The sequence below is a fragment of the Teretinema zuelzerae genome, assembly GCF_021021555.1.
GTDB classification, from domain to species: domain Bacteria; phylum Spirochaetota; class Spirochaetia; order Treponematales; family Treponemataceae; genus Teretinema; species Teretinema zuelzerae.
On record NZ_JAINWA010000003.1, the window covers coordinates 1,909,595 to 1,932,588 of the forward strand.

General features: G+C 52.3%; 19 protein-coding genes, 5 tRNA genes and 1 other RNA gene. 9 read left to right on the forward strand and 16 right to left on the reverse strand.

The window, feature by feature from the left end; genetic code table 11:
* Positions 1-231 precede the first annotated feature (231 nt).
* Both K7J14_RS15695 and K7J14_RS15700 read left to right on the forward strand, forming a co-directional pair.
* Positions 232-1,092: a flagellin N-terminal helical domain-containing protein gene (locus tag K7J14_RS15695; protein ID WP_230758656.1), complete on the forward strand. Its 861-nt coding sequence runs from the start codon at positions 232-234 to the stop codon at positions 1,090-1,092.
* A 107-nt stretch (positions 1,093-1,199) separates the two neighbouring features.
* The gene (locus tag K7J14_RS15700; RefSeq protein WP_230758658.1) at positions 1,200-2,762 is read left to right on the forward strand and encodes a hypothetical protein; all 1,563 of its coding nucleotides are present in this window, start codon (positions 1,200-1,202) and stop codon (positions 2,760-2,762) included.
* Here the strand turns inward: K7J14_RS15700 and recR are convergent.
* Genes recR through dnaX form a run of 3 tightly spaced genes read right to left on the reverse strand, consistent with a single transcriptional unit; the run spans position 2,754 to position 5,586 of the window.
* Entirely contained in the window at positions 2,754-3,341 is a 588-nt protein-coding gene (gene recR / locus K7J14_RS15705; protein WP_230758670.1) for a recombination mediator RecR, read from the reverse strand. The genes K7J14_RS15700 and recR overlap by 9 nt on opposite strands.
* Positions 3,338-3,649 carry a YbaB/EbfC family nucleoid-associated protein gene (locus K7J14_RS15710; RefSeq protein WP_230758674.1) on the reverse strand — a complete coding sequence of 104 codons (312 nt, stop codon included), beginning with the start codon at positions 3,647-3,649 and terminating at the stop codon, positions 3,338-3,340. The genes recR and K7J14_RS15710 overlap by 4 nt, the downstream gene beginning before the upstream one ends.
* On the reverse strand, positions 3,646-5,586 hold the full coding sequence (gene dnaX / locus K7J14_RS15715; RefSeq protein WP_230758677.1) for a DNA polymerase III subunit gamma/tau: 1,941 nt from the start codon (positions 5,584-5,586) through the stop codon (positions 3,646-3,648). The genes K7J14_RS15710 and dnaX overlap by 4 nt, the downstream gene beginning before the upstream one ends.
* Before the next feature lie 128 nt (positions 5,587-5,714).
* Between dnaX and K7J14_RS15720 the strand changes: the two genes are divergently transcribed.
* Positions 5,715-6,329: a GNAT family N-acetyltransferase gene (locus tag K7J14_RS15720; protein ID WP_230758680.1), complete on the forward strand. Its 615-nt coding sequence runs from the start codon at positions 5,715-5,717 to the stop codon at positions 6,327-6,329.
* Here K7J14_RS15720 and K7J14_RS15725 read toward each other — a convergent pair.
* Positions 6,307-7,071 (reverse strand): type II CAAX endopeptidase family protein, encoded by a 765-nt coding sequence (locus tag K7J14_RS15725; protein ID WP_230758683.1) that lies wholly within the window; start codon positions 7,069-7,071, stop codon positions 6,307-6,309. The two genes, K7J14_RS15720 and K7J14_RS15725, sit on opposite strands and share 23 nt — an antisense overlap.
* A gap of 132 nt (positions 7,072-7,203) precedes the next feature.
* Between K7J14_RS15725 and K7J14_RS15730 the strand changes: the two genes are divergently transcribed.
* Complete coding sequence (locus K7J14_RS15730; RefSeq protein WP_230758685.1) at positions 7,204-7,797, forward strand: manganese efflux pump MntP; 594 nt, start codon at positions 7,204-7,206, stop codon at positions 7,795-7,797.
* Between the two features lie 9 nt (positions 7,798-7,806).
* On the opposite strand, the gene K7J14_RS15735 is transcribed toward K7J14_RS15730, so the two are convergent.
* The 9 genes from K7J14_RS15735 to K7J14_RS15775 form a co-directional block, all read right to left on the reverse strand.
* Positions 7,807-9,630, reverse strand: coding sequence for a methyl-accepting chemotaxis protein (locus K7J14_RS15735; RefSeq protein ID WP_230758688.1), 1,824 nt, complete (start codon positions 9,628-9,630; stop codon positions 7,807-7,809).
* An 18-nt stretch (positions 9,631-9,648) separates the two neighbouring features.
* Positions 9,649-10,059 carry a chemotaxis protein CheX gene (locus tag K7J14_RS15740; protein ID WP_230758691.1) on the reverse strand — a complete coding sequence of 137 codons (411 nt, stop codon included), beginning with the start codon at positions 10,057-10,059 and terminating at the stop codon, positions 9,649-9,651.
* A gap of 82 nt (positions 10,060-10,141) precedes the next feature.
* Positions 10,142-11,899: a B12-binding domain-containing radical SAM protein gene (locus K7J14_RS15745; RefSeq protein ID WP_230758693.1), complete on the reverse strand. Its 1,758-nt coding sequence runs from the start codon at positions 11,897-11,899 to the stop codon at positions 10,142-10,144.
* A 58-nt stretch (positions 11,900-11,957) separates the two neighbouring features.
* Positions 11,958-12,056, reverse strand: an RNA gene (ffs, locus tag K7J14_RS15750) — signal recognition particle sRNA small type.
* Between the two features lie 67 nt (positions 12,057-12,123).
* A tRNA-Ser gene (locus tag K7J14_RS15755) sits at positions 12,124-12,209 on the reverse strand.
* A gap of 21 nt (positions 12,210-12,230) precedes the next feature.
* A tRNA-Ser gene (locus K7J14_RS15760) sits at positions 12,231-12,315 on the reverse strand.
* 70 nt (positions 12,316-12,385) lie between these two features.
* Positions 12,386-12,459: transfer RNA gene (locus K7J14_RS15765), tRNA-Arg, on the reverse strand.
* Positions 12,460-12,563: 104 nt separating this feature from the next.
* A tRNA-Ser gene (locus tag K7J14_RS15770) sits at positions 12,564-12,651 on the reverse strand.
* Positions 12,652-12,702: 51 nt separating this feature from the next.
* Positions 12,703-12,787, reverse strand: a tRNA-Ser gene (locus K7J14_RS15775).
* 124 nt (positions 12,788-12,911) lie between these two features.
* On the opposite strand from K7J14_RS15775, the gene thyX reads away from it, so the two are divergent.
* Complete coding sequence (thyX, locus tag K7J14_RS15780) at positions 12,912-13,748, forward strand: FAD-dependent thymidylate synthase (protein WP_230758697.1); 837 nt, start codon at positions 12,912-12,914, stop codon at positions 13,746-13,748.
* A 5-nt stretch (positions 13,749-13,753) separates the two neighbouring features.
* Here the strand turns inward: thyX and K7J14_RS15785 are convergent, their stop codons facing one another.
* A complete protein-coding gene (locus tag K7J14_RS15785; RefSeq protein WP_230758700.1) occupies positions 13,754-15,445 on the reverse strand; it encodes a hypothetical protein in 1,692 nt (563 codons plus the stop codon).
* Between the two features lie 10 nt (positions 15,446-15,455).
* Entirely contained in the window at positions 15,456-16,493 is a 1,038-nt protein-coding gene (locus K7J14_RS15790) for a DUF2804 family protein (RefSeq protein WP_230758703.1), read from the reverse strand.
* A gap of 88 nt (positions 16,494-16,581) precedes the next feature.
* On the opposite strand from K7J14_RS15790, the gene K7J14_RS15795 reads away from it, so the two are divergent.
* The 3 genes from K7J14_RS15795 (at position 16,582) to trhA (ending at position 19,491) form a co-directional block, all read left to right on the forward strand.
* Positions 16,582-17,991: an MBL fold metallo-hydrolase RNA specificity domain-containing protein gene (locus K7J14_RS15795; RefSeq protein WP_230758706.1), complete on the forward strand. Its 1,410-nt coding sequence runs from the start codon at positions 16,582-16,584 to the stop codon at positions 17,989-17,991.
* Entirely contained in the window at positions 17,988-18,770 is a 783-nt protein-coding gene (gene rlmB, locus K7J14_RS15800) for a 23S rRNA (guanosine(2251)-2'-O)-methyltransferase RlmB (protein WP_230758708.1), read from the forward strand. Before K7J14_RS15795 ends, rlmB begins: the two co-directional genes overlap by 4 nt.
* Positions 18,771-18,840: 70 nt before the next feature.
* Positions 18,841-19,491 carry a PAQR family membrane homeostasis protein TrhA gene (gene trhA, locus K7J14_RS15805; RefSeq protein WP_230758710.1) on the forward strand — a complete coding sequence of 217 codons (651 nt, stop codon included), beginning with the start codon at positions 18,841-18,843 and terminating at the stop codon, positions 19,489-19,491.
* Between the two features lie 36 nt (positions 19,492-19,527).
* Here trhA and K7J14_RS15810 read toward each other — a convergent pair whose 3' ends face one another.
* Positions 19,528-21,108: a sensor domain-containing diguanylate cyclase gene (locus tag K7J14_RS15810; RefSeq protein WP_230758712.1), complete on the reverse strand. Its 1,581-nt coding sequence runs from the start codon at positions 21,106-21,108 to the stop codon at positions 19,528-19,530.
* 95 nt (positions 21,109-21,203) lie between these two features.
* On the opposite strand from K7J14_RS15810, the gene aspS reads away from it, so the two are divergent.
* The gene (aspS, locus tag K7J14_RS15815; protein WP_230758951.1) at positions 21,204-22,976 is read left to right on the forward strand and encodes an aspartate--tRNA ligase; all 1,773 of its coding nucleotides are present in this window, start codon (positions 21,204-21,206) and stop codon (positions 22,974-22,976) included.
* Positions 22,977-22,994 lie beyond the last annotated feature (18 nt).

A 22,994-nucleotide genomic window follows, 5' to 3' on the forward strand; every position in this document is an offset into this window, starting at 1 on the left:
GTCATGTTTTCATGACATTTTTCTTACAAATCCCCTCAAGAGTTTTCTCCCCGCTCCGATATTTTTAATATGCCGCCGACGACCCCGGAACAGCTGACCGGGGAAGAAAGCGGCACCGTCTTCTGATGCAGGTAGTCAGAGATCCGGAAAACAAAGATTGGACCGATCGGCAGGGATGCCGCGGCAGGTATATTAAAAAAAACCGCCGAAAATCGCCAAAGGAGTAGCATTATGATCATCAATCACAACCTGAGCGCTATGTTTTCTTCTCGTTCGCTGGGGGAAACTTCAGGGGCTAACCAGAAAAACATAGAAAAACTGTCTTCTGGCATGCGGATCAACCGCGCTGGAGATGACGCGTCCGGACTTGCCGTATCTGAAAAGATGCGCAGCCAGGTGCGCGGTTTGAATCAGGCGAATACCAACGCACAAAACGGTATTTCCTTCATTCAGACCACCGAGGGCTACCTTCAGGAAACCCAGGACATTCTCCAGAGAATCCGTGAACTGAGCGTCCAGTCTTCTAACGGCATCTATACCGCAGAAGACCGAATGCAAATCCAGGTCGAAGTATCGCAGCTTGTCGCAGAAATCGACAGGATCGCGAGCCAGGCCCAGTTCAACGGAATGAACATGCTCACCGGACGTTTCGCACGGGAAACCGGAGAGAATTCTGTCACCGGATCCATGTGGTTCCATATCGGCGCCAACATGGACCAAAGAACCCGAGTGTACATAGGCACCATGACCTCTACGGCCCTTGGTGTCAGGAATACCGGCGACGAGAAGATCATGTCTCTCGAATCGCCCGATTCCGCAAACAGATCAATCGGAACTCTTGACGAAGCGCTGAAGAAGGTAAGCAAGCAGAGAGCAGATCTCGGCGCTTACCAGAACCGCCTTGAGTATACAATGAAGGGCCTCGCCGTCGGCGCGGAAAACCTTCAGGCAGCCGAGTCCCGCATCCGCGACACCGACATGGCAAAGGAAATGGTCGACTTTACGAAGAACCAGATCCTTTCCCAGGCAGGAACCGCAATGCTCGCCCAGGCGAACCAGTCGACACAGGGCGTCTTGAGCCTCCTCAGATAAAGGACTGCTCAGGCGGACGGAACGGGCAGTTTACAGCGAGTCGCGGCTCCCTCGAGCCGCGATGCCACTGTAAATTGCCCGTTTTTTTTGGTATAAAGAGAGCCACTATGCGCAGTTTGTCGGATCTACAGAAAAGAATACTCACGGAAGAATACCCGCATATCAGCCTCGATCACGATTCCGACGTCGAACGGTATTTCGATCTCCGCAGATCCGGCCGGCAGACAGACGCGCTCAACCTGTACAATTCAAAAATCGTTCAAAAATATCCAAAAGCGGAGCAGAGAAAGCTTCTGATTCAATATTACCGTTCGAACGATCCCCGGTTCGCGGAAATACTGCAGGAAAGCCTCGTCGAGCTCGCGGATCGGCTTTTAAACAAAACAAGATACATCATCAGTCTGCTCTCAAAAGACATAGATACCGTAAATCTATCGGACGCCTACGCGGTAATAAGGCTCGCAGAGAACCTCCTGGCCGTAATCTCTCCCGATAGATACGCTGCCATCGGGTTCGCGGAGAAATACGCGCGATACGCAAAGCTTCTGAATTTTCAGGAAGTCCAGATGGAGCGTACGGCCGAACTGATCCGGCTGTACGTCACGGAAACCCTCGACAGCGTCCAGGAACTGAAAAAGGAGCGGGAAGAACGTCGGCGTAAAACCTTGAGGAAGCGCATCGAAGGACGAAGATTCCAGCCTAACTTCAATGTGAGCCAGATCGTGTTTTCCGCGGAAGACATAAACAAGATCCTCATACCGTCAGGAATCACCCGCATCGAGGACCAGGTAATCGCATACGCCCTGAAGTACTGGAATAAAGCGTCGGACCCGTCCTTTGAAAAAATAATTGTACTGTACAGCAAGAAATACCATACGCAGCATGCCGACATTTATCAGGCGGTAAAAAACGGGCGGGATCATGCGTGGAAGGATGAAGAAATACTCAACGCGGTTCTCGCGACGGTCGTGAAAGGCTACTATTACAGCATATCCGGAGACGCCTATCTCCAGCGCACCTGGGCGCGCTACAAGCAAAATCTCGCTCCGGCGCCGGAAGCAGAGCCGCTGCCGGCTGAGACGGAGAGCCGGACTGTTCCCCGCTCGCAGAAAAGGCCTTATACCAGGAAGGCTCCTGCCAACAAACGTCGCTTGCCTTCGAAAATTTGCAAACAAGGAAAAACAGCCGCGGCCGCCGGGATCGCGCAAATCGGATCGTCGTCCCCGAAAAAAGAAATCCGCAGTACGCACGCGTATTCTAAACATCCGACGAGGAAGGGCGTCAGAAGCTTCATTCCGGAAGACAAGGCCCTGCGCAATGGATATACGCGAGCCGTGCCCGAAGCGCATCTTTCAAATTCGATAGCGGACATGATTAAAAAAATGACGGGAAAAACATACACGGTGTATAAGGAACTCTTCTTTAAGAACGTGAGACCGGCTATCCGATCGGTATTATCCGCGTCATCCAGCCGAAAAGGGCTCTTTTTCGACGCAAAGCAAAACGACGCAGAAGAGCTCGTGTATCAATTTTTATTCGCGCATTACAACGATCCGTACCAGAATTGGCAGCAGAGCAGCGAATGCAAAAAGCTGAGCGATCTCGGCTATAACATTCCCGAAATCGAACCAATCATACAATCATGGATGAAGACATCGGCGCTACAGTGACGTTCTGCCCCTGAAACTGCGCGCGAGAGTCAAACGGTCAGCGTATTCCAGATCGCCCCCGACGGGCAGACCGGATGCAAGCCTGGTGACGCTCACGTTCGAGTTTTTCAAAATTCGTTGAATATAGAGGGCCGTCGTATCGCCTTCGACGGTCGGATTGGTCGCGAGAATCACCTCGGTGACGGATTCGGCCGATATCCGGGCCAGCAGGCCCGAAAGGTTCAACTGCTCGGGCCCCATGCCGTCGAGCGGGGCGATAACGCCGCCGAGCACATGAAAAAGCCCGTTGAACTCGTGTACCGCTTCTATCGTCTGCACATCCTGAGGCTGCTCGACAATGCAAATGGTGTGCCGGTCGCGCCTGGGATCCGAGCAAACCTCGCACAGATCGTCCTCGGTATAGGCTCCGCAGATTCTGCAGGGTTTGATTCTCTCATGCAGCACCGATATGTCCCGAGCAAGCTGATCGCACAGCGACTTATCCGTTTTCAGAAGATAATGAGCGATGCGGGACGCGCTTTTTTTACCGACGCCCGGAAGCCGCGAAAAGGAATCGATAAGATCGTCGAGGGCGTTCATAAACCGGGAAAGCCCCCGGGCATTCCGGCGGCCATCGGACCGAGCTTGGCCTTGAGCAATTCTTTCACCTTATTCGAAGCGTCGGCATGGGCTGCTACGATCAAATCCTGCAGCATGGGAATGTCCCGCTGGTCCACCGCGATCGGATCGAGCTGGATGCCGGTCATGCCGAAGTGTCCGTTCAAGACGACTTTCACAATTCCGCCGCCCGCTGATCCGGTAACGGACACAGTCTCCAGTTCGGATTGAACCTTCGCGATCTGTTCCTGGATCGCTTTCGCGTTTTTCAGCATATCAAACGGATTCATTTTGTTTCTCCCATTATAGTACCTCGAAACACATGCCGAATCATTTCGACCGATGCCGGTATTTTATTTTCGCTCTCAGAGCGGGCGGTGCCGCCCCGTGTTTGATCCAAACGAATAGTCAAGGAACCTTTTTTCCCGAGCAGCCGAAAAGCCGCGTCGGCAATGTTTTTGTGTTCCTGTTCAAGGAAATTGTGCACGAACGGTTTTTCAACCGCGAACGAAATGCCTTCGCCGCTTTCGAGCCAGTCGAACGCCTGTTCTATTCCGGTTGCGATCATATTCTTCGACGCGCGGAATTCCTCGACAAGAGCAGCCTGCAAGTCGGCAAACGAAACCGACGCGTTCGTCTTCGGAGCTTCATCCTCTTGGCCGGATGCGGAATTACGCTCAGGGGCCTGTTCCGGCTGATCGCCGGCGGGATTGCGGGAGGGGAAAACATCCGGTGGTTCAGCGGAGGAATCGCGTACCGGCGAATGTTCCGGCTGTTCCCAAACCTGTCCGCGCGATGCCGTATCGGCGTTCTGCGCCGGAACTTCGGCCGGCTTCTGTTCCGTCCTCACCCCGAATCGTTGTTTGAGAGCGGCGAAGGGGTTTTCGAGAAACGCGTCCGGATCGTCTGAATCTCCGGCTGCTCCTGCCGGAGCGAGCGCGGCCGTTTTTTCCTCGCGGCTCGGGGCATCTCGTCCGGACGACGACGGGATCTGAACCGCCGCTTGTTCTTTCGTCTCGCGGACCGATTCGCTTCCCGAGAATCGGGAAGCGCGATCCGCTCCGTCAAAAGGGCCGCTGCCGCCTGAGACTAAAAGGCCTCGAGCCCTTTCCAGGGAGTTTTTCAATTCGACGGGCGACACATACGACGAAAGCCAGCACAGCCGTGAAACAGCAAGCTCGAGCTCATAACGCGGGTCCATCGAGTACCGTATGTCCCGATACAGTTGAAGCATCAGGGAGAGGGCCCGCTCTGTTTTTATTCGATCCCAGGACTCGCGGACTACCGCGGAAAACCTCTCGGGATCATGTCCCAGAAGAGAATCCCGCGTAATGCCGCTTTGCAGCAGCAGCAAAGACCGGAAATAATCTGCCAAGTCCGTAACGAACTGCTCGACGGAAACACCGCCGAAAATGATGGAATCAAGCAAGGACAAGGCCGAATCCGCGTTTCCTGATACGCATTCTTCCATCAGAGGATTGATGCGGTCCACGCCTACCAAGCCGAGTTTGTCCCGAATCTTCGCGAAGGTTATCTCCCCGTCGGAAAAAGCGGCGACCTGGTCGAACAGCGTATACGCGTCCCGGACGCTGCCTGTTGCCTCGCGCGCGACCCAAAACAGGGCTTCGTCCTCGGCTGCTAAACCTGATTCCGAAGCGGCGTCCGACAATACAGCTTTCAGCTGTTCTACCGACACAAGGCGGAAATTGAACTGCTGGCAGCGGCTCTTTATCGTCGCCGGCACTTTATGGAGTTCAGTCGTGGCGAATATGAAAATAACGTAGGGCGGAGGCTCTTCGATGGTCTTCAGCAACGCATTGAACGCGCTGGTCGAAAGCATATGCACTTCATCGATTATATATATCTTGTATTTTGAAGAATTCGGAGGAAACTGAACTTCATCCTTTATCTGGCGCACGTCGTTGACGCTCGTGTTCGAGGCGCCGTCGATTTCGATCACGTCAAGGCTCGATCCCCGGGTAATTGCCCGGCAAGAGTCGCATTCGCCGCAGGGAGTCGCGGAAGGGCCCGATTCGCAATTCAGAGCCTTGGCCAAAATACGCGCGGAACTTGTTTTACCGCATCCCCTGGGGCCTGAAAACAAATACGCATGAGCTATTTTTCCGGCCGAAATCGATTTCTGGAGGGTTGCGACCACGAATTCCTGTCCAACCAAATCTTCGAATTTCTGAGGCCGGCGGCGGGTAGCCGTTACTTCATATGCCATAACAAGCAGGATACCATAAAATAAAACCAGATGAAAGAGATTTCAGATTCTGTCCTGCTCGGAAGACTCGGCTGTTCTCGTTTTACTTGTATTATTCTATACTACATTCATAAGCGAACGGAGGAACAATGACGCAGAACATCAGACCGGCTGCTTTAAGCGACATGCCCTACTTATATGAAATCTGCCTTAAAACAGCTGCGAACGGAGGAGACGCCACAGCTCTCTATTCAGACCCATGGCTTGTCGGCCAATATTTCGCCGCGCCGTATCTCGCCAACGACCCGTCGGCATGCTTTGTAGCCGAGCTGGACGGCGTACCCCGCGGATACATCGTCGGAACAACGGATACAGCCTCGTTCGAACGCTGGATGCGCGAATCATGGCTTCCTCTCCTTAAACAAAGATATCCGCCCGCCGGAACCGAAAGCGGACTTTCGTCCATGGAACAATGGATGCGCTCCGTGCTTCACGAAGAACCGGACGGAAGCGAAGAAAAAAGCCGGCTTATTTCTGAATATCCTGCGCATCTTCATATAGATCTGTTGCCCGAACTTCAGGGGATGGGAACCGGCAAACTGCTTATCCGCACATTCATGGATGCGCTCAAAAAACGCAACAGTCCGGGACTTCATCTGAGCGTCAGCAAAAAAAACGAAAGAGCTGTCGCTTTTTACGAAAAAACAGGATTCTCGGTGATCGCCGACTATTCGAACGCGATTACGATGGGGATGCGGTTCTAATAAAACGATTCTTGACCGCAAACCAGGCGATGACACAGCATGCGAATCCGGCGCCGAGCAGAATGAGCATTTCTACGACGCCCGGATCCATCGCGCTCCAAACCGGAACGATCGCCAGCAACAGCGAATTATGAAGAACATGCATCAGAATCGAGGGAACGACAGAACCGGTTAGCCCGGCGGCCGCGCCCAGCGCCAGACCCGCGACGAAAACAACCGGAAGGCTGGCCGGAATCGGATGCAGTACAGCAAACAATAAAGATGAAAGAATCAAGGCTTTGCGGTTGCTCATCGTCCTCCGCAACGAAAAATAAAAAAAGCCCCTGAATGTAAGTTCCTCGCATATCGCGGGAAGCAGGGCGGTTAAAACGAATTTGACGGCAAATCTCTCGTATCGGGGCATCGCTCCGCTTGAAATCTCGGGAAAAAGCCGATGCACGGGAGCGAGGAGGAGGGACAACCCCAACGTTGAGGCGAACATCGCGATAAAAAGCAAAACGCAAATGCCGGCGGCGAAACCGGGTAGGCTCTTACAGACTCCGTTCTTGCCCCATGCAAAAAAAGAACGCCGTCTCGCCATAGAGTAGAAAAGCGGAACCGCAACAATGGCGAGAGAGGTCGAAGCCGACAGAAACTGCGCAGGCATATCGCCCAGAAAAAGCGGAATCAGGTAAATCGCGGAAACAATGCCGAGATATACGCCGAAGAGAGAAGATACGCTCGTTTCAGTTGTACTGTTCATCCTCAGTTTTATACCTGTTTTACGAAATAACTAACACACCCTCGGTTGACCTCATCCCTTGTCAGGTTATATTCTGTGCCCTGAATTTCCCGCTCGACGAACTCAATTCTTGTTTAGGACGCACAGAGACGCATGACAGAGATCATTTTAATTGCTTTGAGTCTTTCGATGGACGCCTTCGCGGTGTCCGTATCCTCGGCTGCATGCACAAAAAATCTCAGAAAGAAACATATGCTCCGTGCGGCTCTGGCCTTCGGCGTATTTCAAGGCGCGATGCCCCTGGCGGGATGGTTCGCCGGATACGCATTCATCGAGCGGATTTCCCGCATCGACCACTGGATAGCGTTCGGCCTCTTGTTTCTGATCGGAGGCAAGATGCTGATCGAGGCGGCCGAAGACTTCGTAAAACATCCGAATCCGGCCTGTCCGACGGACGCCGAAAAGAAAAAGCGCGATCTTTCCAGCAAAAGAGTGCTCATAGCTCTCGCCATAGCGACGAGCATCGACGCTCTCGCGGTTGGGATGAGCTTCGCCGTCATTCGGCAGCCAATCCTGCTTCCCTCCGCCGTTATCGGTTTTGTCACGGCGCTGGTCTGCGGAGCGGGTTTCATCTTCGGAAAACGCATCGGGCTGTTGTTCGGGCGGTTCGCCCAGATCGCCGGCGGGATTACGCTCATCGCCATCGGCGCGAGAATCCTCGCCGCCCACCTGCGCCTGGGCATATAGAAAAATAAGCTAAATAATAAAACGCCCCACTATATCCGACACCTTTTCGATATGGTTCTCGTTTTCGCCGGTCGCGTTCATGAAGCGTTCAACCGACTCGCGCATTTCCGCAATCTGATCCTTCGTCGAATCCGCCTTGCTGAAAATTTCGTTCGTCAGCCGCCGGAGCGCTTCTACTTCCTTCATAACCTGCCGGGCGTCGCCCTTTATGGCGGCAGAGTCGGACGTAACGTTCTTGCAGCTCGTCTTCATACCGGTAACGGTTGTAAGAACCTGGCGCGATCCGGTTTTCTGCTCGGCCATCGCGTAAGAGAGCTCCGTCACCATATTGTTTATTTCTCCGATTTTACTGTTTATCCCCGTAAAGCTTTCTGTCGACGACCTTGAGGACGCAACGATTTGTTCGATCAATCCGTGGATGCCGTCGAGCATGGTCTTGATGGACGAAGATTGGTCGAGAGACGTTGCGGCCAATTTTCTGATTTCATCCGCGACCACGGCGAACCCTTTGCCGGCGTCTCCCGCGTGGGCGGCTTCGATCGCGGCGTTCATCGCCAACAGATTCGTCTGGTCGGCGATCGCCTGAATCAGGGTGTTCGCTTCGGAAAGTCCTTCAGAATGCTGCATGATCGCCGCGATCTTCGTCGACACTTCTTCCTGTATCGTCTTGCCCTGCTCTGATTCTTCCACCAGATTGCGATAATGGTCCGAAATCCTGTTGATCGTAGAATTCACCGTTTCAATATTCGCGGTCATCTCTTCAATGGCGGAAAAAGAATCGTTGAGTTCATTCGCCTGATCAGACACCAGCGTGTCCAGCGAATCGATCCGCTTTTCAAGATCGCTTATTTCATTGAAGGTTCCGTCCGTCATCGCATCCTGCTGCTGGGCAAGTCCGCGGATTTCATCCACAGTTTCGATGAATTTACCCAGCGAATCCCGGGCGACAAGCGAGTTCTCCCGGAGAGACTGTCCGGCAATCCGCAGATGGCCGACGGCATCCCGAATTCCCCCTATTATGCCGTGCAAAGTCGACACGAACCGGTTAAAACAGCTGGCAAGATATGTAACCTCGTTTTCCTTATGCACGGGAATCTGAACCGTCAGGTTTCCGGCGCCTTGTGCGATCTCGGTCAAGGGTTCGGCGATGGCTTTCAGAGGACTGAATATCAAACGGGTTATAAAATAAATAAAAACAAGGCCGACGAGTACCGACAAAACGGTTATCAAAATCTGGATGCGGGTAAACGAATCTATTTGTGCCTTCAAGGCCGATCCGTCGTAGTCGCAGGCTACAATGCCGACTATCGATCCCGATCTGTCTTTTATCGGAGTCGCGACTGTTATCAGCCAGCCCCATCCTTCCTGATACTCCAAACCGGATTCATACACCGCCCCCGAATCGAATACAGCCTGAAACTCAGGCCCGTAGGTGCTTACATCCTCCTCCGATCCGAGCGGAGAAAAATTTTCCTCGTCGTCCGGAGTAGAGCTTCCGTCGATGATGTACAAAAAGCGATTGTCGGGCGTTCGGAACATCGAATACAGATACTGGCAATTGTACTGCGTTTTCAATTGGTGCAAAGACTCGCAGGCGGCAAGATACCCCGGATCGCTTGAATCCAGGGTCGCCGACAATCTTGAGAACAGATCCACATCGAGCAGGGCGACCGCCTTCTCGGCCAGGAAAAGCGCGTCTTTTTGGGAGACCTGCACGGTTGTCCGTATCATCGCATTCGTTGAAAGAACGCCGAGAACGACGCACAAACCGATTACAAACACGTTAAAAAGAACCAGAAATTTAAATTTAATCGTTTTAAAAATAGGAATCATCGAAAACCTCTTTATGGATTATTTTTTCTTAAAACACACATCCACCTCGAACGGACCGCTGGGAGAAGAAAAAGGAATGGCGATTACCGGCATAGTTTTGGGCCAGGCGATGCGATGGTTTTCGCCGAAAATGACGACCGGCGGCGAAATATCGATCGACGCGTGGTCTATCGCGGACGAAGCGTTTCCGGCAATGATGTTCGTCATTTCTCCGATCATCCCGTACACCGTTTCCTGTCTTTCTTCCTCGGTCTTCGTTTCAATGCCCGAGCGCTCGAGCATTTTGTCGGCTAATAACCGGGGCAGGCGAAAGCCGACCAAGCCTTGATAATCTCCGGTCAATCCGAGAATTCCCGAAATTTCCCAGCGATGCTTAAGTTCATCGCCGAGAAGATATGGTTCCCCTGCCTGGGCATCGATAGAAAACATATGAGAGAATAAATTTAATGCTGAAGACAAAAATGGATTAATAATCTTTACGTCCATGAGAACTCCTGTAAAGAAAATTGTACTACACCTTTGTCATCTTTGCCCTTTTTCCATTATTTTTTGTGCGGGAATACTCGAAAAAATACCCTTCGGGTTCTGAGGAACCGGATAAATCCAGTCGTTCATATTCAGTCCGGGCGAAAAGCAGACGATTTGGTTCTTCAGGAGAGGAAGAAATGCATGTCGCGATCGCTTTTTCATGCTCTTCGCGCGAATACCGCCTCACAAACCAGTCTGGATAGAACCCGGGCTTTCCCATCATGAGATAATCGAGCTTTAAATATTCCAGTTCAAGGCCGCTACAACGAGTCCTCAAAAATGAGGCAAGACAGGCAAAAATATCGATCGGTTTTCTCGGCAGATATAAATCCCCGTCGGGAAACCAATCGCGGACGAATCGGACAAGATCCAGAAACAGACGGAACGGACCGCCTGGATGCATCGAGGCGGCGCGGAAAAGCGCGTTCGGGGCAAAGCCGGAATTATACCAGCCGTCGAGCAGATGCTCCACGTCTTTTAAAATCAACAGTTCGCTGTACGACAAAGATCCCGATGAATACACCTCGTACGGCGGAACGCGGGACCAGGAATATTCAGGGTGCGAGACTGCGTACTCTTCCATCGGAGCCCCGGGGAGAATTTTCAGGAAACCCAGCTGCAGTTGATCAGAGCGCAAATTCCAGGCGAAGTTGAAAGACTCCTCGAACAGCGAAACGTCTTCGCCGGGCAACCCAGCGATCAGATCGACATGAACATGGATCGTTTTCGGTATTTTCCGGATGCGGTCTGCGAGAACCTCAGGCGACGAAAATCGGTTGACCCTCTTCAGAATCTCCGGGTGCGCGCTCTGTATTCCGATTTCGAACTGAATTGCGCCCTCGGGCATCGTCGAAAGCACGGCGAACGCCCGATCGTCGAGAAGTTCCGCGGCGATCTCGAAGTGAAACATCGTGCTTCCGGCATGATGATCCCTGATCCATTCCCAGATCGCGAGATACCGTTCGGGTTTTATATTGAAGGTTCTATCGACGAACTTCACCAGCGGCCATTTATTCTCTATAAAAAAACGCAAATCCTGAAACACCAGATCAAGAGAACGGAATCGGACCGATTTTTCCAGCGACGACATGCAATACGCGCAATTGAAGGGACATCCGCGAGATGATTCGTAATACACCAGTTGATGGAAGGGATCGAAGCCGTTTTCCTGTTCTCGATACGGAAAAGCAATGCTGTCCAGATTTTCCAGCGTTTGAGAGGGCGGACCCGACTCGAAGGCTGGCGAATCGGGATGCGTCGAGTTCTGCCTCCCGTTGTTTCGGAGATGAATTCCCGGCACGGCCAATAACCGTTCGCGTTCGCCCGAGCCGTTCGCATCGAGAACCTCGAGCAAGGCAGAAAACGCCAGTTCTCCTTCTCCCGACAGGATGAAATCGGATGCCGGGGATGCCGAAAACACCCGCTCGGGGGACCAGGAAACCTCAGGCCCCCCGAATCCGATGAGCGCTGCGGGCAGAAGAACCCTCGCCTCGGCTGCGAGGTCGAAAACGAAGCGGCTGTTCCAGATATACACGGAAAAAAGCAATACATCCGGCTTCTCTTCGTATATTCCCCGAAGCGCGGACGCAAGAGGCTGGTTTATATTCCATTCCCGAAACAGAACGGAAACGGATCCCTCCTGCACCGGCCGCGAATGGGCGTGAGCCCATGAGGTAAGAAGACGCACGGCGAGATTGGTTTGAATATATTTGGCGTTTATGCCTACAAGGAGAACTTTCATGCGAGGGGTAGAATAGCATCCGACGGAAAAAGGGACTAGATAAAAAAAACCTTTCCGGGAAGCCCAGGTACACTACGGCACAACTGCGAAGCTCCTACCGTTGCTTCCTTCCGGATCTGGCGGAGTTCGGAAATCGCAATTTGCATAGGACCTGGGCTATCCGGAAAGGTCCGGAAAAAAACATGGACCGCGCCTTAACAGGAACGGCCCATGCGCTTTTTTTGCGGAGAGAGAGGGATTCGAACCCTCGGTACCTTTTGGGCACACACGCCTTCCAAGCGTGCACCTTCGACCACTCGGACATCTCTCCAAAGTAACAAAACAAGCGAAGCGGAGAGAGGGGGATTCGAACCCCCGATACCTTGCGGTATAACGGTTTTCGAGACCGCCCGATTCAGCCGCTCTCGCATCTCTCCAAAAGGCGTCGCCGCCCTTCACGAAAAGTCAAAAACTTTCCCGAGTAGCACCCGATAGACAGTTTTTTTATGAGACTAAGTGGGTTCGAACCACCGGCCTTCAGATCCGCAATCTGACGCTCTATCCAGCTGAGCTATAGTCTCGCGAAATGGAAATCGTCAAAACTGACGATTTCCATTTCGCTTGGAGTTTTTTCGCATTGCAAAAAAACTCCACACGCATTTGCGCTTATCAAGCGCTGTTCATACGGAGCAGGGGGGATTCGAACCCCCGAAACCCTTTTGGGGTTTAACTCCTTAGCAGGGAGCCCGATTCGGCCACTCTCGCACCGCTCCAAGGAATCTTTCAGTAAGCATCGCCCGGTTAACGCGGCGGAGTATCAAAGCCGGAGCAGGGGGGATTCGAACCCCCGGTACCTTTCGGCACAACGGTTTTCAAGACCGCCTCCTTAAACCGCTCGGACACCGCTCCATAAAGATGCTCCTCACAGTATAGTAAAAGCATTGCGCGTGTCAAGAAGGCCTCGACGCATGAACTCCCCTCAAAATCCACTTTTTACTTGAGCAGAATCTTCCTTGGTTCTATACTCCTTCACATGGCACATTGTATAGTCCCCGAAGCAGAAGCACTTTTGGATAAGGAAATCCCGGTTTTAGACAAGGGATTCATCCGGTTGGTCGATTATCTGGGCGGAGATTCCCGCATCGTTCAGTCAGCGCGCGTTTCGTACGGAGAAGGAACCAAGACCGTCAGGGAAGACGGCGCGCTCATCGATTATCTGCTGCGGCATCAGCACACATCGCCCTTCGAACAGGTGGTACTCACCTTTCACGTAAAACTGCCGATTTTCGTCGCCCGACAGTGGATCCGCCACCGAATGGCCCGCGTCAATGAAATCTCGGGAAGATACTCGATCCTGAAAAACGACTGCTATCTGCCGGACCCGGCGGATATCGCCCTGCAAAGCTCGGACAACAAACAGGGGAGAGCCTCGGAACCAGTGGCCCGGGAAGAGGCATTGAAAATACGCGAAGAAATGAGGATTCAACAGGAAGAGGCCTTTTCCGGCTACGATTCCCTTATAGAACAGAATCTCGCGCGGGAAATCGCTCGCATAAACCTCCCTGTTTCCACCTACACCGAATGGTACTGGCAGATCGACCTGCATAATCTCTTCCATTTTTTGCGTCTCCGCTGCGACGAGCACGCGCAAAAAGAAATACGCGACTACGCGAACGCCATGCTTTCCGTCTGCCGGGCGGTCGCGCCCATGGCGACAGCATCTTTCGAGAGGCATCAAAAGAACGGCGTAAACTTTTCAGGCGAAGAAATGGTTGCGCTTCGGGCCATGCTCGAAGGACAAAAACCGGAGCTTGAAGGAAAAGCGCTCGAACGGCTCGAAGAAAAAATCCGCTCGGGAAAGCAGCTCTAAGCGAATTATTTAGCGCGCAGCGTTTTTGCGAAAAGAGCGTCGATATCCGTGCGGGCCTTCACTCCGAAGGCCGGCACGGAGCTTCCCGGCTCCAAAACCCGATACAGATGTTCCGGGTTTTTTCGGTACGCCGGGCTTTCCTTATCGTTCACCCACCAGTCAAGCACAGACAACACGCCGAACGTCGTCTCGATGAGATACGCGTTATTTCCCTTTTTCGAGTGCCTTCCGCCGCACAGGGCGTCGAGACGCACCGAGAGAGCGTTTGGAATGGCGAACTTGTAGGGCATCCAGGGATTGCCGATCCCGGGCACGGAGCTTTCAGGATCGGGGTCAGGAACGGAGAACTCGTGGATTTCGGCGGAGTATCGGGAAAGAAGCCGTTCAAGGCGGCGAACTCGAACGTAAAAGGGCGGAATCCGGTCGTCTTTCTGCAATCGGCTCGATCCGTACATTCTGATGTCGAAATACGGCAAAAACATATTCTTAATCAGCGAATACATATTGGATAACAGTTTTCGTCCGTAGGGAGACTTGCCGAAATCAGGCTGCGTATAAATTTGGTGCGTAAAGGATTTTAAATCGACGCTGAATTGCTTATCGAAGATGCTTTCCTGATACAAAATCCAATCGTCGAGAATCGTATTAATGTCTTCTATATCGTCGACGGCCGATTCCGGTTCAAGGCGTTCGAATTTAATCAGGCGCAAGCCCTGAAACAGTTCCTCGAGAATCCAGAAGAGTATCATGGCGAAATGCAACGGATTATCCGGAGCCAACTGAATAAAAGCATCCTGAAATTCCAGCATCGAAAGAAAATACGGACAAAAATCGGGATAGTTCTCCAGATTGTTCCAGCCGGCCTCGGGAAACAGGCGTTCAAGCAAATGCAAACCTTTTTGGACTTCTTCGGGAATCTCAGGAGGCCGCTCTTCCTCGACATCTGCCGCTGCGGTTCCGGAAGAAGCATACACGATTTCCGGTTCGTTGCCGCGCTGGATCAACACCTCGGAGGGGGACACATCGAGCCAGGAAAGAACCTTCGAACCATGGGCATAAAAAAGCTGTTGGAAGGAAAGATATTCAGGCGAAACGTACCGCAGCACCAGGGGATAGAGGCCGGGAATCACCTTGTCCAGAATGTAGTACCACTCTTCCGTTGCCGAGGAAACCTGGCGCCGCAGGCCGTCGGGATCGGAAGGAACGAAGTCGTTAATCAGGCAGGCGTAGGCGTTTTTATATTTGCGGGTTATCGCCGGACCGCCGAGATAGCAGCCCTTGATTAAAAAACGGAAAAGGGTTTTCACGAAGGGAGCGACCTCGGGAATCGTTGCTTCGGAAGCGCGATGCTGCAGATCTACCAGCAGCCGTGTCATGGCAGGAACATCCATTGAAGCGGTAAGAACAAGCAGGCCGGAGGCTATCGGATCGGCCTTGGCCAGAGACTGAATAAAATCGTCTTTTCTATCGAGCGGGAGCATCTTTCTGGTAGAAGTTACGCATTGCTGAATATGACCGATGTAATCGTTCAAGGTATACAGAAGGAAATCCGGATTGACTTTATCGGTCCTGTCCGGCTTCAGGAAATTAACCGGCGCCTTGATTCGATATTGGCGATCGGACAACAGCTGATTCATCGCCTGAAGTTCTTTATCTGTCTGCGTCGCCAGCAAAATCGAGCCTGTCTTTACATCCATGATATCATCCTTAAATACGCAACAAAACCTTTTTTCCGATGCCGGGAAAGTTTTTTAATACGACTCGCTCCCCCTCGCCGGTCAACAGCACCCCGTCGAACGCGCCGTACACCGTATGATACATCGTGCGCACGATCAGAGCGCTCAACGCGCGGGAGCTGTCCGATATCGGGGTAAACACCAAATCGATCATGCTTTCCGTGTCCTGGATAATCCAATCGCCTGTAACGCCCCAGGGACGCGTAATTTTAACCGGAGGAAGAGGCCACGCCCTGCCGTCGATAAAAAGAACATTGTCGTTATACCGATAATCGTCGCGCGAAAGCGAATTCGCAAGATGAAACGAAACCAGCTTGCCGTTAATCCGCCCCATTCCGACGAGGGTGCTGCTTTTAGACCGCAGCGGCAGATAGGTTTTCCGGACATCGAAAAAACCGACTCCCTGATCCGCTGAAATCTGCCGGTCGTCGTAGCCGGTGCTTATCCACCCATGGAGAGGGCCGGTCGCCATATACGAACCCTGGCAGCGCCTGCGCACTTCGTAGGGAACCAGAAACGAGCACTCTCCGCCTTCATGTTCAGAAGGATTCATTTCCAGGCGGCCCTCGCACGGAGGACGAACGCTGTCTCCCAGAAAATCGAAATCGACATGGATGAGGCTTTTTTGCATGCGGGAATGGATCCGGACGTATCTGCGATGGGACCGGCAGGCGGTAACGCCGTTTAAAAAGCTGCGGGGGATGCGGGTCAAACCCGGCGGAATTATGCGCCGGTACGCGATTCGCCTTCCGGTTTTCCGGTTCCAGAGCGTCGTTTCCATGAAACCGAAGAAGCTGGAGTTGAATATCTCGATCTCGCCGATGTTTTCAGAATCGCAAAAGAGGAAACGGAGAGTTTCCATGATCCGGAGATTGGTAAATGATACAGGCAGGGGTAAATCCCCGAAAGGACGCTTCATGCCGCGGATATCAAAATGGCCGAATGCGCCGTTGAACGATCCGAAACACGCTTTTCCGTTTTTTACCGGATAGTCAGGAGCAGGCCCCATCTCTCGTGTATACAATGAACACCTCGAATCTCGATTATACCATAACTCCCGACTTGCGGAACAGTTCCAATGCGTCTATCCTTTCTATATGAGCATATACTTTTATTCCCTCGGGGCGGCAGAAGAGGTAACAGGATCTAAGCACATCATCGAGGTCGACGGACGGATGATTCTCGTCGATTGCGGCGCATTCCAGGGCCGAAGGGCCGAGGCAGACGAAAAAAACCGCAATTTCGAGGTTCCGGCCGATAAAATGGACGCGGTCGTACTCACCCACGCGCACTATGACCATTGCGGACTCCTCCCCCTGCTCGGACTAAAAGGCTTTAACGGCAATATCTACGCTACGCCGGCTACAAGGGACCTTGCTAACATCATCATGATGGACTCGGCGCGCATTCAAGCCCGCGACGCGGAATACCTGCAAAAGCAGGCGAGAAAGCACGGCCAGGAATTTTCCTGGCGCCCGTTATACAACGAACAGGACGCGATAAACACGACAAACCAGATCATCACCATCTCCTACAGAAGGCCGACGTGGATCACGCCCAATATACTGCTTGAATTCTTCGACGCAGGCCACATCCTCGGCTCCGCCATGGCTCTCATTACCGTAACAGACGGCGAAGGAAACACGAAAAAGATCGCCTGCACCGGCGATCTGGGGAGGAAGGGAAAAGCCATCATCCGCGATCCCGAGATTCTCCCCCCGGCCGATTACATCGTGTTAGAAAGCACCTACGGCGACCGTCTGCATGAAACCACCGAGGACGCGCTTGCGAAACTGGCCGACGTGGCGACAAAGGCCATAAAAATGAACGGCAAGATCGTCATCCCCGCGTTCGCGATCGAGCGCACCCAGGAGCTGGTATATTACTTCCATGTCCTCGTCGACCGGAAGATCATCCCCGAGATTCCCATATTCGTCGATTCGCCGATGGCGGTGAACGCGACGAGCATCTTCCAGGTTCATCCGGAGTGCTACGACGAAGCGACCCATGAAGCCTTCATAAAGCATCACAAGAACCCCTTCGGCTTTAATTCGCTGAGGTTCGTCACCAGCGTCGAAGAATCGAAAAGCTTGAACGAGATGGAAGGACCGATGATAATCATCAGCGCCGACGGCATGTGCGAAGCCGGCCGCATCACCCATCATCTGGCAAATACCATCGGAGATCCCTGCAACCAGATTCTTATCGTGGGCTATATGGCCGAACATACGCTCGGAAGGCGGATTTTAAATCGCGAAATGGAAGTAAGAATATTCAATCAATGGTATAACGTACGTGCGGAGATAACCCAGATCAACGCTTTCAGCGCTCATGCAGACTATCAGGAAGCTACCGATTGGCTTCAGTCTATGGATACATCAGGCTTAAAGAGAATCTTCATGGTTCACGGAGAACCTGAAGTTCAGGTGGTTTTTAAAGATCACCTTGAGGAAAACGGGTTCAAGTCCGTTCAGATCGTCAAATACGGAGAACACTACGAATTATGAGAATCATCACCGGCTTCCATGCAATCGAAGAAGAACTGCGGGTTCTAGAGTCGAATCTTGAAGGAAAAAACTCCAAAGGGAAAAAAACGCCCCTGCCAGAGGGTCTTACAATACTGTACGCAAAGCCCGGACCCCGCGTAAAGAAAATACTTGAGCTCGCAGGAAAACTCGGAATCGCGGCGGAAGAAACCGATCCCAAAAAACTGGACGCGCTCGCCTCTGCGTTGCCGCCGCTCGCCCGCGATCACCGCGGCATCGTCTTCCAGATGGCGCATGCAGATGAAAAAGCGCCCTTGCGCCTCGAGGACGCGATAAAACAGCTTGCCGTCAAAGAAAAAGCGATTGTGATTATTCTGGACTCGATTACCGATCCGCATAATACCGGCGCGATAATCCGAAGCGCCGACCAGTTCGGGGTGGATCTCGTCATCATTCCCGAACACAGAAGCGCTACCGATTTCGAAGTGATAGCCAGAACGAGCGCGGGCGCCTCGGCCTGGGTTCCGATAGTCCTGGCTACGAACCTCGTGCGCGCCGCCGAACAACTTAAAGAAGCAGGCTTTTGGCTCTACGGCGCGGACGCGGGCGGAACGCCGCTCGGTCAGCTTGCGTTCGCCGACAAAGCCGCCGTCGTCATGGGCAGCGAGGGAAAGGGCATCGCCCAGCTGTTGTCCAAAAAATGCGATGCGATCGTTTCGATACCGACTCGCGGCCGCCTCGACAGCTTGAACGTTTCCGTGGCAGCCGGAGTAATTCTCTACGAAATTACAAGAAAATAATTAACGCGCCTTTTCGCAACCTTTTCTGTTTGACGGGAGTCTAACAACCAGAAACAGAAAAGGATGCGCCATGAATAAACTCCCGAAACCCTATCGCCTCAGCGAAGAAATTGCGAACGCCATAACGCACGGCATCGCCGCTTTTTTATCAATAGCCGGACTCGTCATACTGATAACCCGCGCCGTCCTGCATGCGCCTGAAGGCGAAACCGCGTATTACGTCACCGCGTTCAGCATCTTCGGTTTTTCGATGGTATTTCTCTACCTGATGAGCACTCTCTACCATTCGCTGTTAAAAACAAAGGCATACAGCGTATTCGAACGGCTGGACCACTCGGCTATTTACGTACTAATCGCGGGAACTTACACCGCTTACTGTCTGACGGCGCTGAGGGGAACGGTCGGATGGTGGATTTTCGGAATCATCTGGGGACTTGCCGCAGCCGGAATTTCGCTGTACGCGGTTTTCGGCTCGAAGCTCAGATACATATCGCTTTTCACCTACATCGGAATGGGATGGATAATCGTTTTCGCCGCCGATCCGCTGAAAGCAGTCGTAAGCGAGGACAGTTGGGTCCTCCTGCTTGCCGGAGGCATCGTATACACAGTCGGCGCCGGAGTATATGCGCTTAAAAAGATCAAGTGGACTCACCCGGTATGGCATCTCTTTGTAATGGGAGGAACGATCCTCCACTTCTTTTCAATACTAAAGAGTTTTTAACCCTATCTTTTGATTCCTTGCTGAAACCGGAAACGCTCAGGTTCCAGCGACCACCTTGTTCTTTCCGGTTTTCTTTCCTTCATAGAGAGCCTCGTCCGCGGCGATTATCATTTTTTCTATATTAGTTCCGGCATACGACGAAACGCCGAGGGTCACCGTAACAAAAACGCTACGGCTTCCGTCGCTAATCGGCGTATCCGCAATAACGCGCCTGATCTTCTCCGCGATGCCCTTGCCTCGAATTATGTCCGCGTTGCGGATTACCACGAGAAATTCCTCGCCGCCCCAGCGGAACAACAAATCGTCGACGCGCAAAACTCCGAGCGAACGAGCCGCGATTTCTCGCAGCACCAGATCTCCGAACACATGCCCATTAAAATCGTTAATCTTCTTAAAATCGTCGATATCGAACATTATTATGACGAAACCGATTCCATCCCGTCTATATTCATCGATGAAAGTAGAAACCCGGCTCAGCATGCTGCGCCTGTTCAACAAGCCGGTCAAGGGATCGGTTTCCGAAATGAGCTCGAGTTCCTGATGACGCTTCGAATACTCCCGGGCTTCTTTAGCCATATAGCTGAACATGGCGATGGTTCCGAACACGGACGATAAAACAAGGACAATGATAGATATCACGTACAGCTGCACAAGAGAAAATGCTTCCCCGGCGTCCTGTTGCACGACAAGAATCCAGTCCTTGCTTTCTAGCTTGGCATACGAGGCTAAAATTTGTCTCCCTGATTCCTGATCCGCGTATAGTCCCGCTTTATATATATTTTTCTGCGCGTTCTTGAAAATCGGACTATTCTCCATGCTGTGAAAGTCCTGTGTCTCTTTATCGCCGTCCAAACCTTTCAGATCTCCGAATCGGGGATGGGCAACGACGCGACCCTGCGAGTCGATCAAATAGACCTGTCCTGTTTTGCCGTACTGCAACGAAGAAACATAGAGGGACAAGGTGTCGAGAAGAATATTGCCGTAGAGGATGGCTTCAAGATTTCCCTCTTCACCCGGAATTCCGACAGACATTGAAACAGCCGGATAATCCCCCGGTTGCGACAAAAACACATCCGATACGTGAACCTCGGGAAACCCGGATCCGTTCCAAAGTGAAAACAGACGCTTCGTTTCTTGCGCCCACCTTCTCCAGTTATAGCCCATGAAATACTGCATATCGGTCAATTGTTCCTGCGCCTCATAGGGTTCGGTTAACAGGAGCTTGGTCTCTTCGGCAGTCAACAGGGCAAAAAACCGGAAACTGGGAAATTCCTGATGTATTTTGGACAAAAAGGTACGATATTCCAAAGCTTCGGCAGACGGAATGCCCTTATACCGGCTGCTTGCGCTTTTCTTTAGAAATTCGATATCCGGAAGCTGATTCGTCGCGGCCAAGCGAAGCAATGCGCTTTTATCGGCCAAAAACTCTTCGATATGCTGTTTGCCTAAATTGAGAACGATTTCCTGTTCCTGGAGATACGCTTTTTGGATGGAATAAAAAAATAATACCGGAAATACAATGCCTAACACAAAGACAAGACACACAATGAGCCACACGAGAAGAACCATTTTTTTCATCATTTTTTCAATTTTCTCAGGTATCCGGGAAGCGCCCATCTGACAAGTATAGTTCACTCATCCGCAATTGCAAAATTCAACGGCTCTTCTTGTCATGAACCGACGCTTCTGCATATACTGGTTCAATGGAAACCATGAAAAGAACCCATACTTGCGGGGATTTACGCAAAAGCGATACGGGAAAAACCGTCATTCTCAACGGCTGGATACACAGGAAGCGCGACCATGGAGGCATTTCCTTCATTAACCTCAGGGACCGCTACGGATTAACCCAGGTCGTCGTCGACTCGGACGCCGCGGCCGAACTTTCAGCGACGACGGCAGAGCTTAAAATGGAATACTGCATCGCTCTGGAAGGCGTAGTGCGCGCGCGTCCTGACACAATGGTGAATCCAGACATGGCCACAGGAGAGATCGAAGTCGCGGCGAGCAAAATCGTCATTCTCTCGGTTTCCGATACGCTTCCATTCATGATCGACGAAAAATCGAATGCGAACGAAGATTTGCGGTTAAAGTATCGATATCTCGATCTGCGCTCCGCTCACATGCAGAACCACATCGCGCTTCGCTCGAAAGTCGCTTTCGCAACCAGGCAGTATCTCACCGATCGAGGCTTCTTTGAAATAGAAACGCCGACCTTTATCGCCTCGACTCCCGAAGGCGCCCGGGATTATCTGGTTCCGTCCCGGCTATACGCGGGGAAATTCTACGCCCTGCCCCAGTCTCCGCAGCTGTACAAGCAAATTCTCATGGTTTCCGGATTCGATAAGTACTTCCAAATTGCGCGCTGCTACCGGGACGAAGACGCCCGAGGCGACAGACAGCCCGAATTTACCCAAATCGACATCGAGATGAGCTTTGTCGGAAGAGACGACGTTTTGTCCTTGATCGAAGGCATGATGGGCCACATCTTCAAGGAAACGCTCAAGGTTCAACTGCCGGCCGTTTTCAGGCGCATCTCCTACGACGACGCGATCGAACTGTACGGCACCGACAAGCCTGAACTCCGCTTTGAAATGCAAATGCAGGACGGAGCATTCCTCGCGGACCTCGGGACCTTCCAGGCGTTCAAGGACGCGATCCAGGGCGGCGGTAAAGTCAAAGCCCTCGTCGTGCCGGGCGTCGCTGAAAAATACAGCCGCAAACTGATAGAAGAACTTGAATCGACCGCTAAAATATACAAGGCGAAAGGTCTTGGATGGATGAAGGTCTCGGGAGCAGAGAAGGCCCCGGCGCTCGAGGGCGGAATTTCCAAGTTCTTCGAAGGAAAAGCGGAATCCGTCTGCGACACCCTCGGCGCGAAACCGGGAGATCTCCTTCTGTTCGTCGCCGATTCAAAGGCGAAGATCGCCTGCACGGCGCTCGGAGCCGTCAGAACAAGGCTCGGCAAGGATCTCGGGCTCTGCGAAGAAGGAAGATTCGAATTCGCCTGGATCGTGGACTTCCCCATGTTCGAGTGGAACGAAGACGAAAACAAATGGGACACCGCGCACCATATGTTCACCTGGCCCCAGGACAAATACCACGCCACGCTTGAATCCGATCCGGGCAGCGTAAAAGGCGATTTGTACGACCTCGTCCTCAACGGCTACGAACTCGCTTCCGGCTCTATCCGAATTCACGATCCCGAACTGCAAAAACGCATTTTCAAGATCGTCGGGTTCAGCGAAGAAGAAGGCCAGAAGAAGTTCGGATTCCTGACCGAAGCGTTCAAATACGGAGCGCCTCCCCACGGAGGCATCGCGCCCGGTTTGGACCGCCTGGTAATGCTCATGGCGGGAGAAACTTCCATAAAAGAAGTCATAGCGTTCCCGAAAAACAGCTTCGCGATCAGCCCGATGGACGATTGTCCGAGCGAAGTCGACCAAAAACAATTGGATGAGCTTCATCTTAAGATTGTAAAATAGAAACGGAAGACCGATACT

Coding starts and splice junctions, on each gene's coding strand:
- K7J14_RS15695 (WP_230758656.1), top strand. CDS start 232: ATGATCATCAATCACAACCTGAGCGCTATGTTTTCTTCTCGTTCGCTG.
- K7J14_RS15700 (WP_230758658.1), top strand. CDS start 1,200: ATGCGCAGTTTGTCGGATCTACAGAAAAGAATACTCACGGAAGAATAC.
- recR (WP_230758670.1), bottom strand. CDS start 3,341: ATGAACGCCCTCGACGATCTTATCGATTCCTTTTCGCGGCTTCCGGGC.
- K7J14_RS15710 (WP_230758674.1), bottom strand. CDS start 3,649: ATGAATCCGTTTGATATGCTGAAAAACGCGAAAGCGATCCAGGAACAG.
- dnaX (WP_230758677.1), bottom strand. CDS start 5,586: ATGGCATATGAAGTAACGGCTACCCGCCGCCGGCCTCAGAAATTCGAA.
- K7J14_RS15720 (WP_230758680.1), top strand. CDS start 5,715: ATGACGCAGAACATCAGACCGGCTGCTTTAAGCGACATGCCCTACTTA.
- K7J14_RS15725 (WP_230758683.1), bottom strand. CDS start 7,071: ATGAACAGTACAACTGAAACGAGCGTATCTTCTCTCTTCGGCGTATAT.
- K7J14_RS15730 (WP_230758685.1), top strand. CDS start 7,204: ATGACAGAGATCATTTTAATTGCTTTGAGTCTTTCGATGGACGCCTTC.
- K7J14_RS15735 (WP_230758688.1), bottom strand. CDS start 9,630: ATGATTCCTATTTTTAAAACGATTAAATTTAAATTTCTGGTTCTTTTT.
- K7J14_RS15740 (WP_230758691.1), bottom strand. CDS start 10,059: ATGTTTTCTATCGATGCCCAGGCAGGGGAACCATATCTTCTCGGCGAT.
- K7J14_RS15745 (WP_230758693.1), bottom strand. CDS start 11,899: ATGAAAGTTCTCCTTGTAGGCATAAACGCCAAATATATTCAAACCAAT.
- thyX (WP_230758697.1), top strand. CDS start 12,912: ATGGCACATTGTATAGTCCCCGAAGCAGAAGCACTTTTGGATAAGGAA.
- K7J14_RS15785 (WP_230758700.1), bottom strand. CDS start 15,445: ATGGATGTAAAGACAGGCTCGATTTTGCTGGCGACGCAGACAGATAAA.
- K7J14_RS15790 (WP_230758703.1), bottom strand. CDS start 16,493: ATGGGGCCTGCTCCTGACTATCCGGTAAAAAACGGAAAAGCGTGTTTC.
- K7J14_RS15795 (WP_230758706.1), top strand. CDS start 16,582: ATGAGCATATACTTTTATTCCCTCGGGGCGGCAGAAGAGGTAACAGGA.
- rlmB (WP_230758708.1), top strand. CDS start 17,988: ATGAGAATCATCACCGGCTTCCATGCAATCGAAGAAGAACTGCGGGTT.
- trhA (WP_230758710.1), top strand. CDS start 18,841: ATGAATAAACTCCCGAAACCCTATCGCCTCAGCGAAGAAATTGCGAAC.
- K7J14_RS15810 (WP_230758712.1), bottom strand. CDS start 21,108: ATGGGCGCTTCCCGGATACCTGAGAAAATTGAAAAAATGATGAAAAAA.
- aspS (WP_230758951.1), top strand. CDS start 21,204: ATGAAAAGAACCCATACTTGCGGGGATTTACGCAAAAGCGATACGGGA.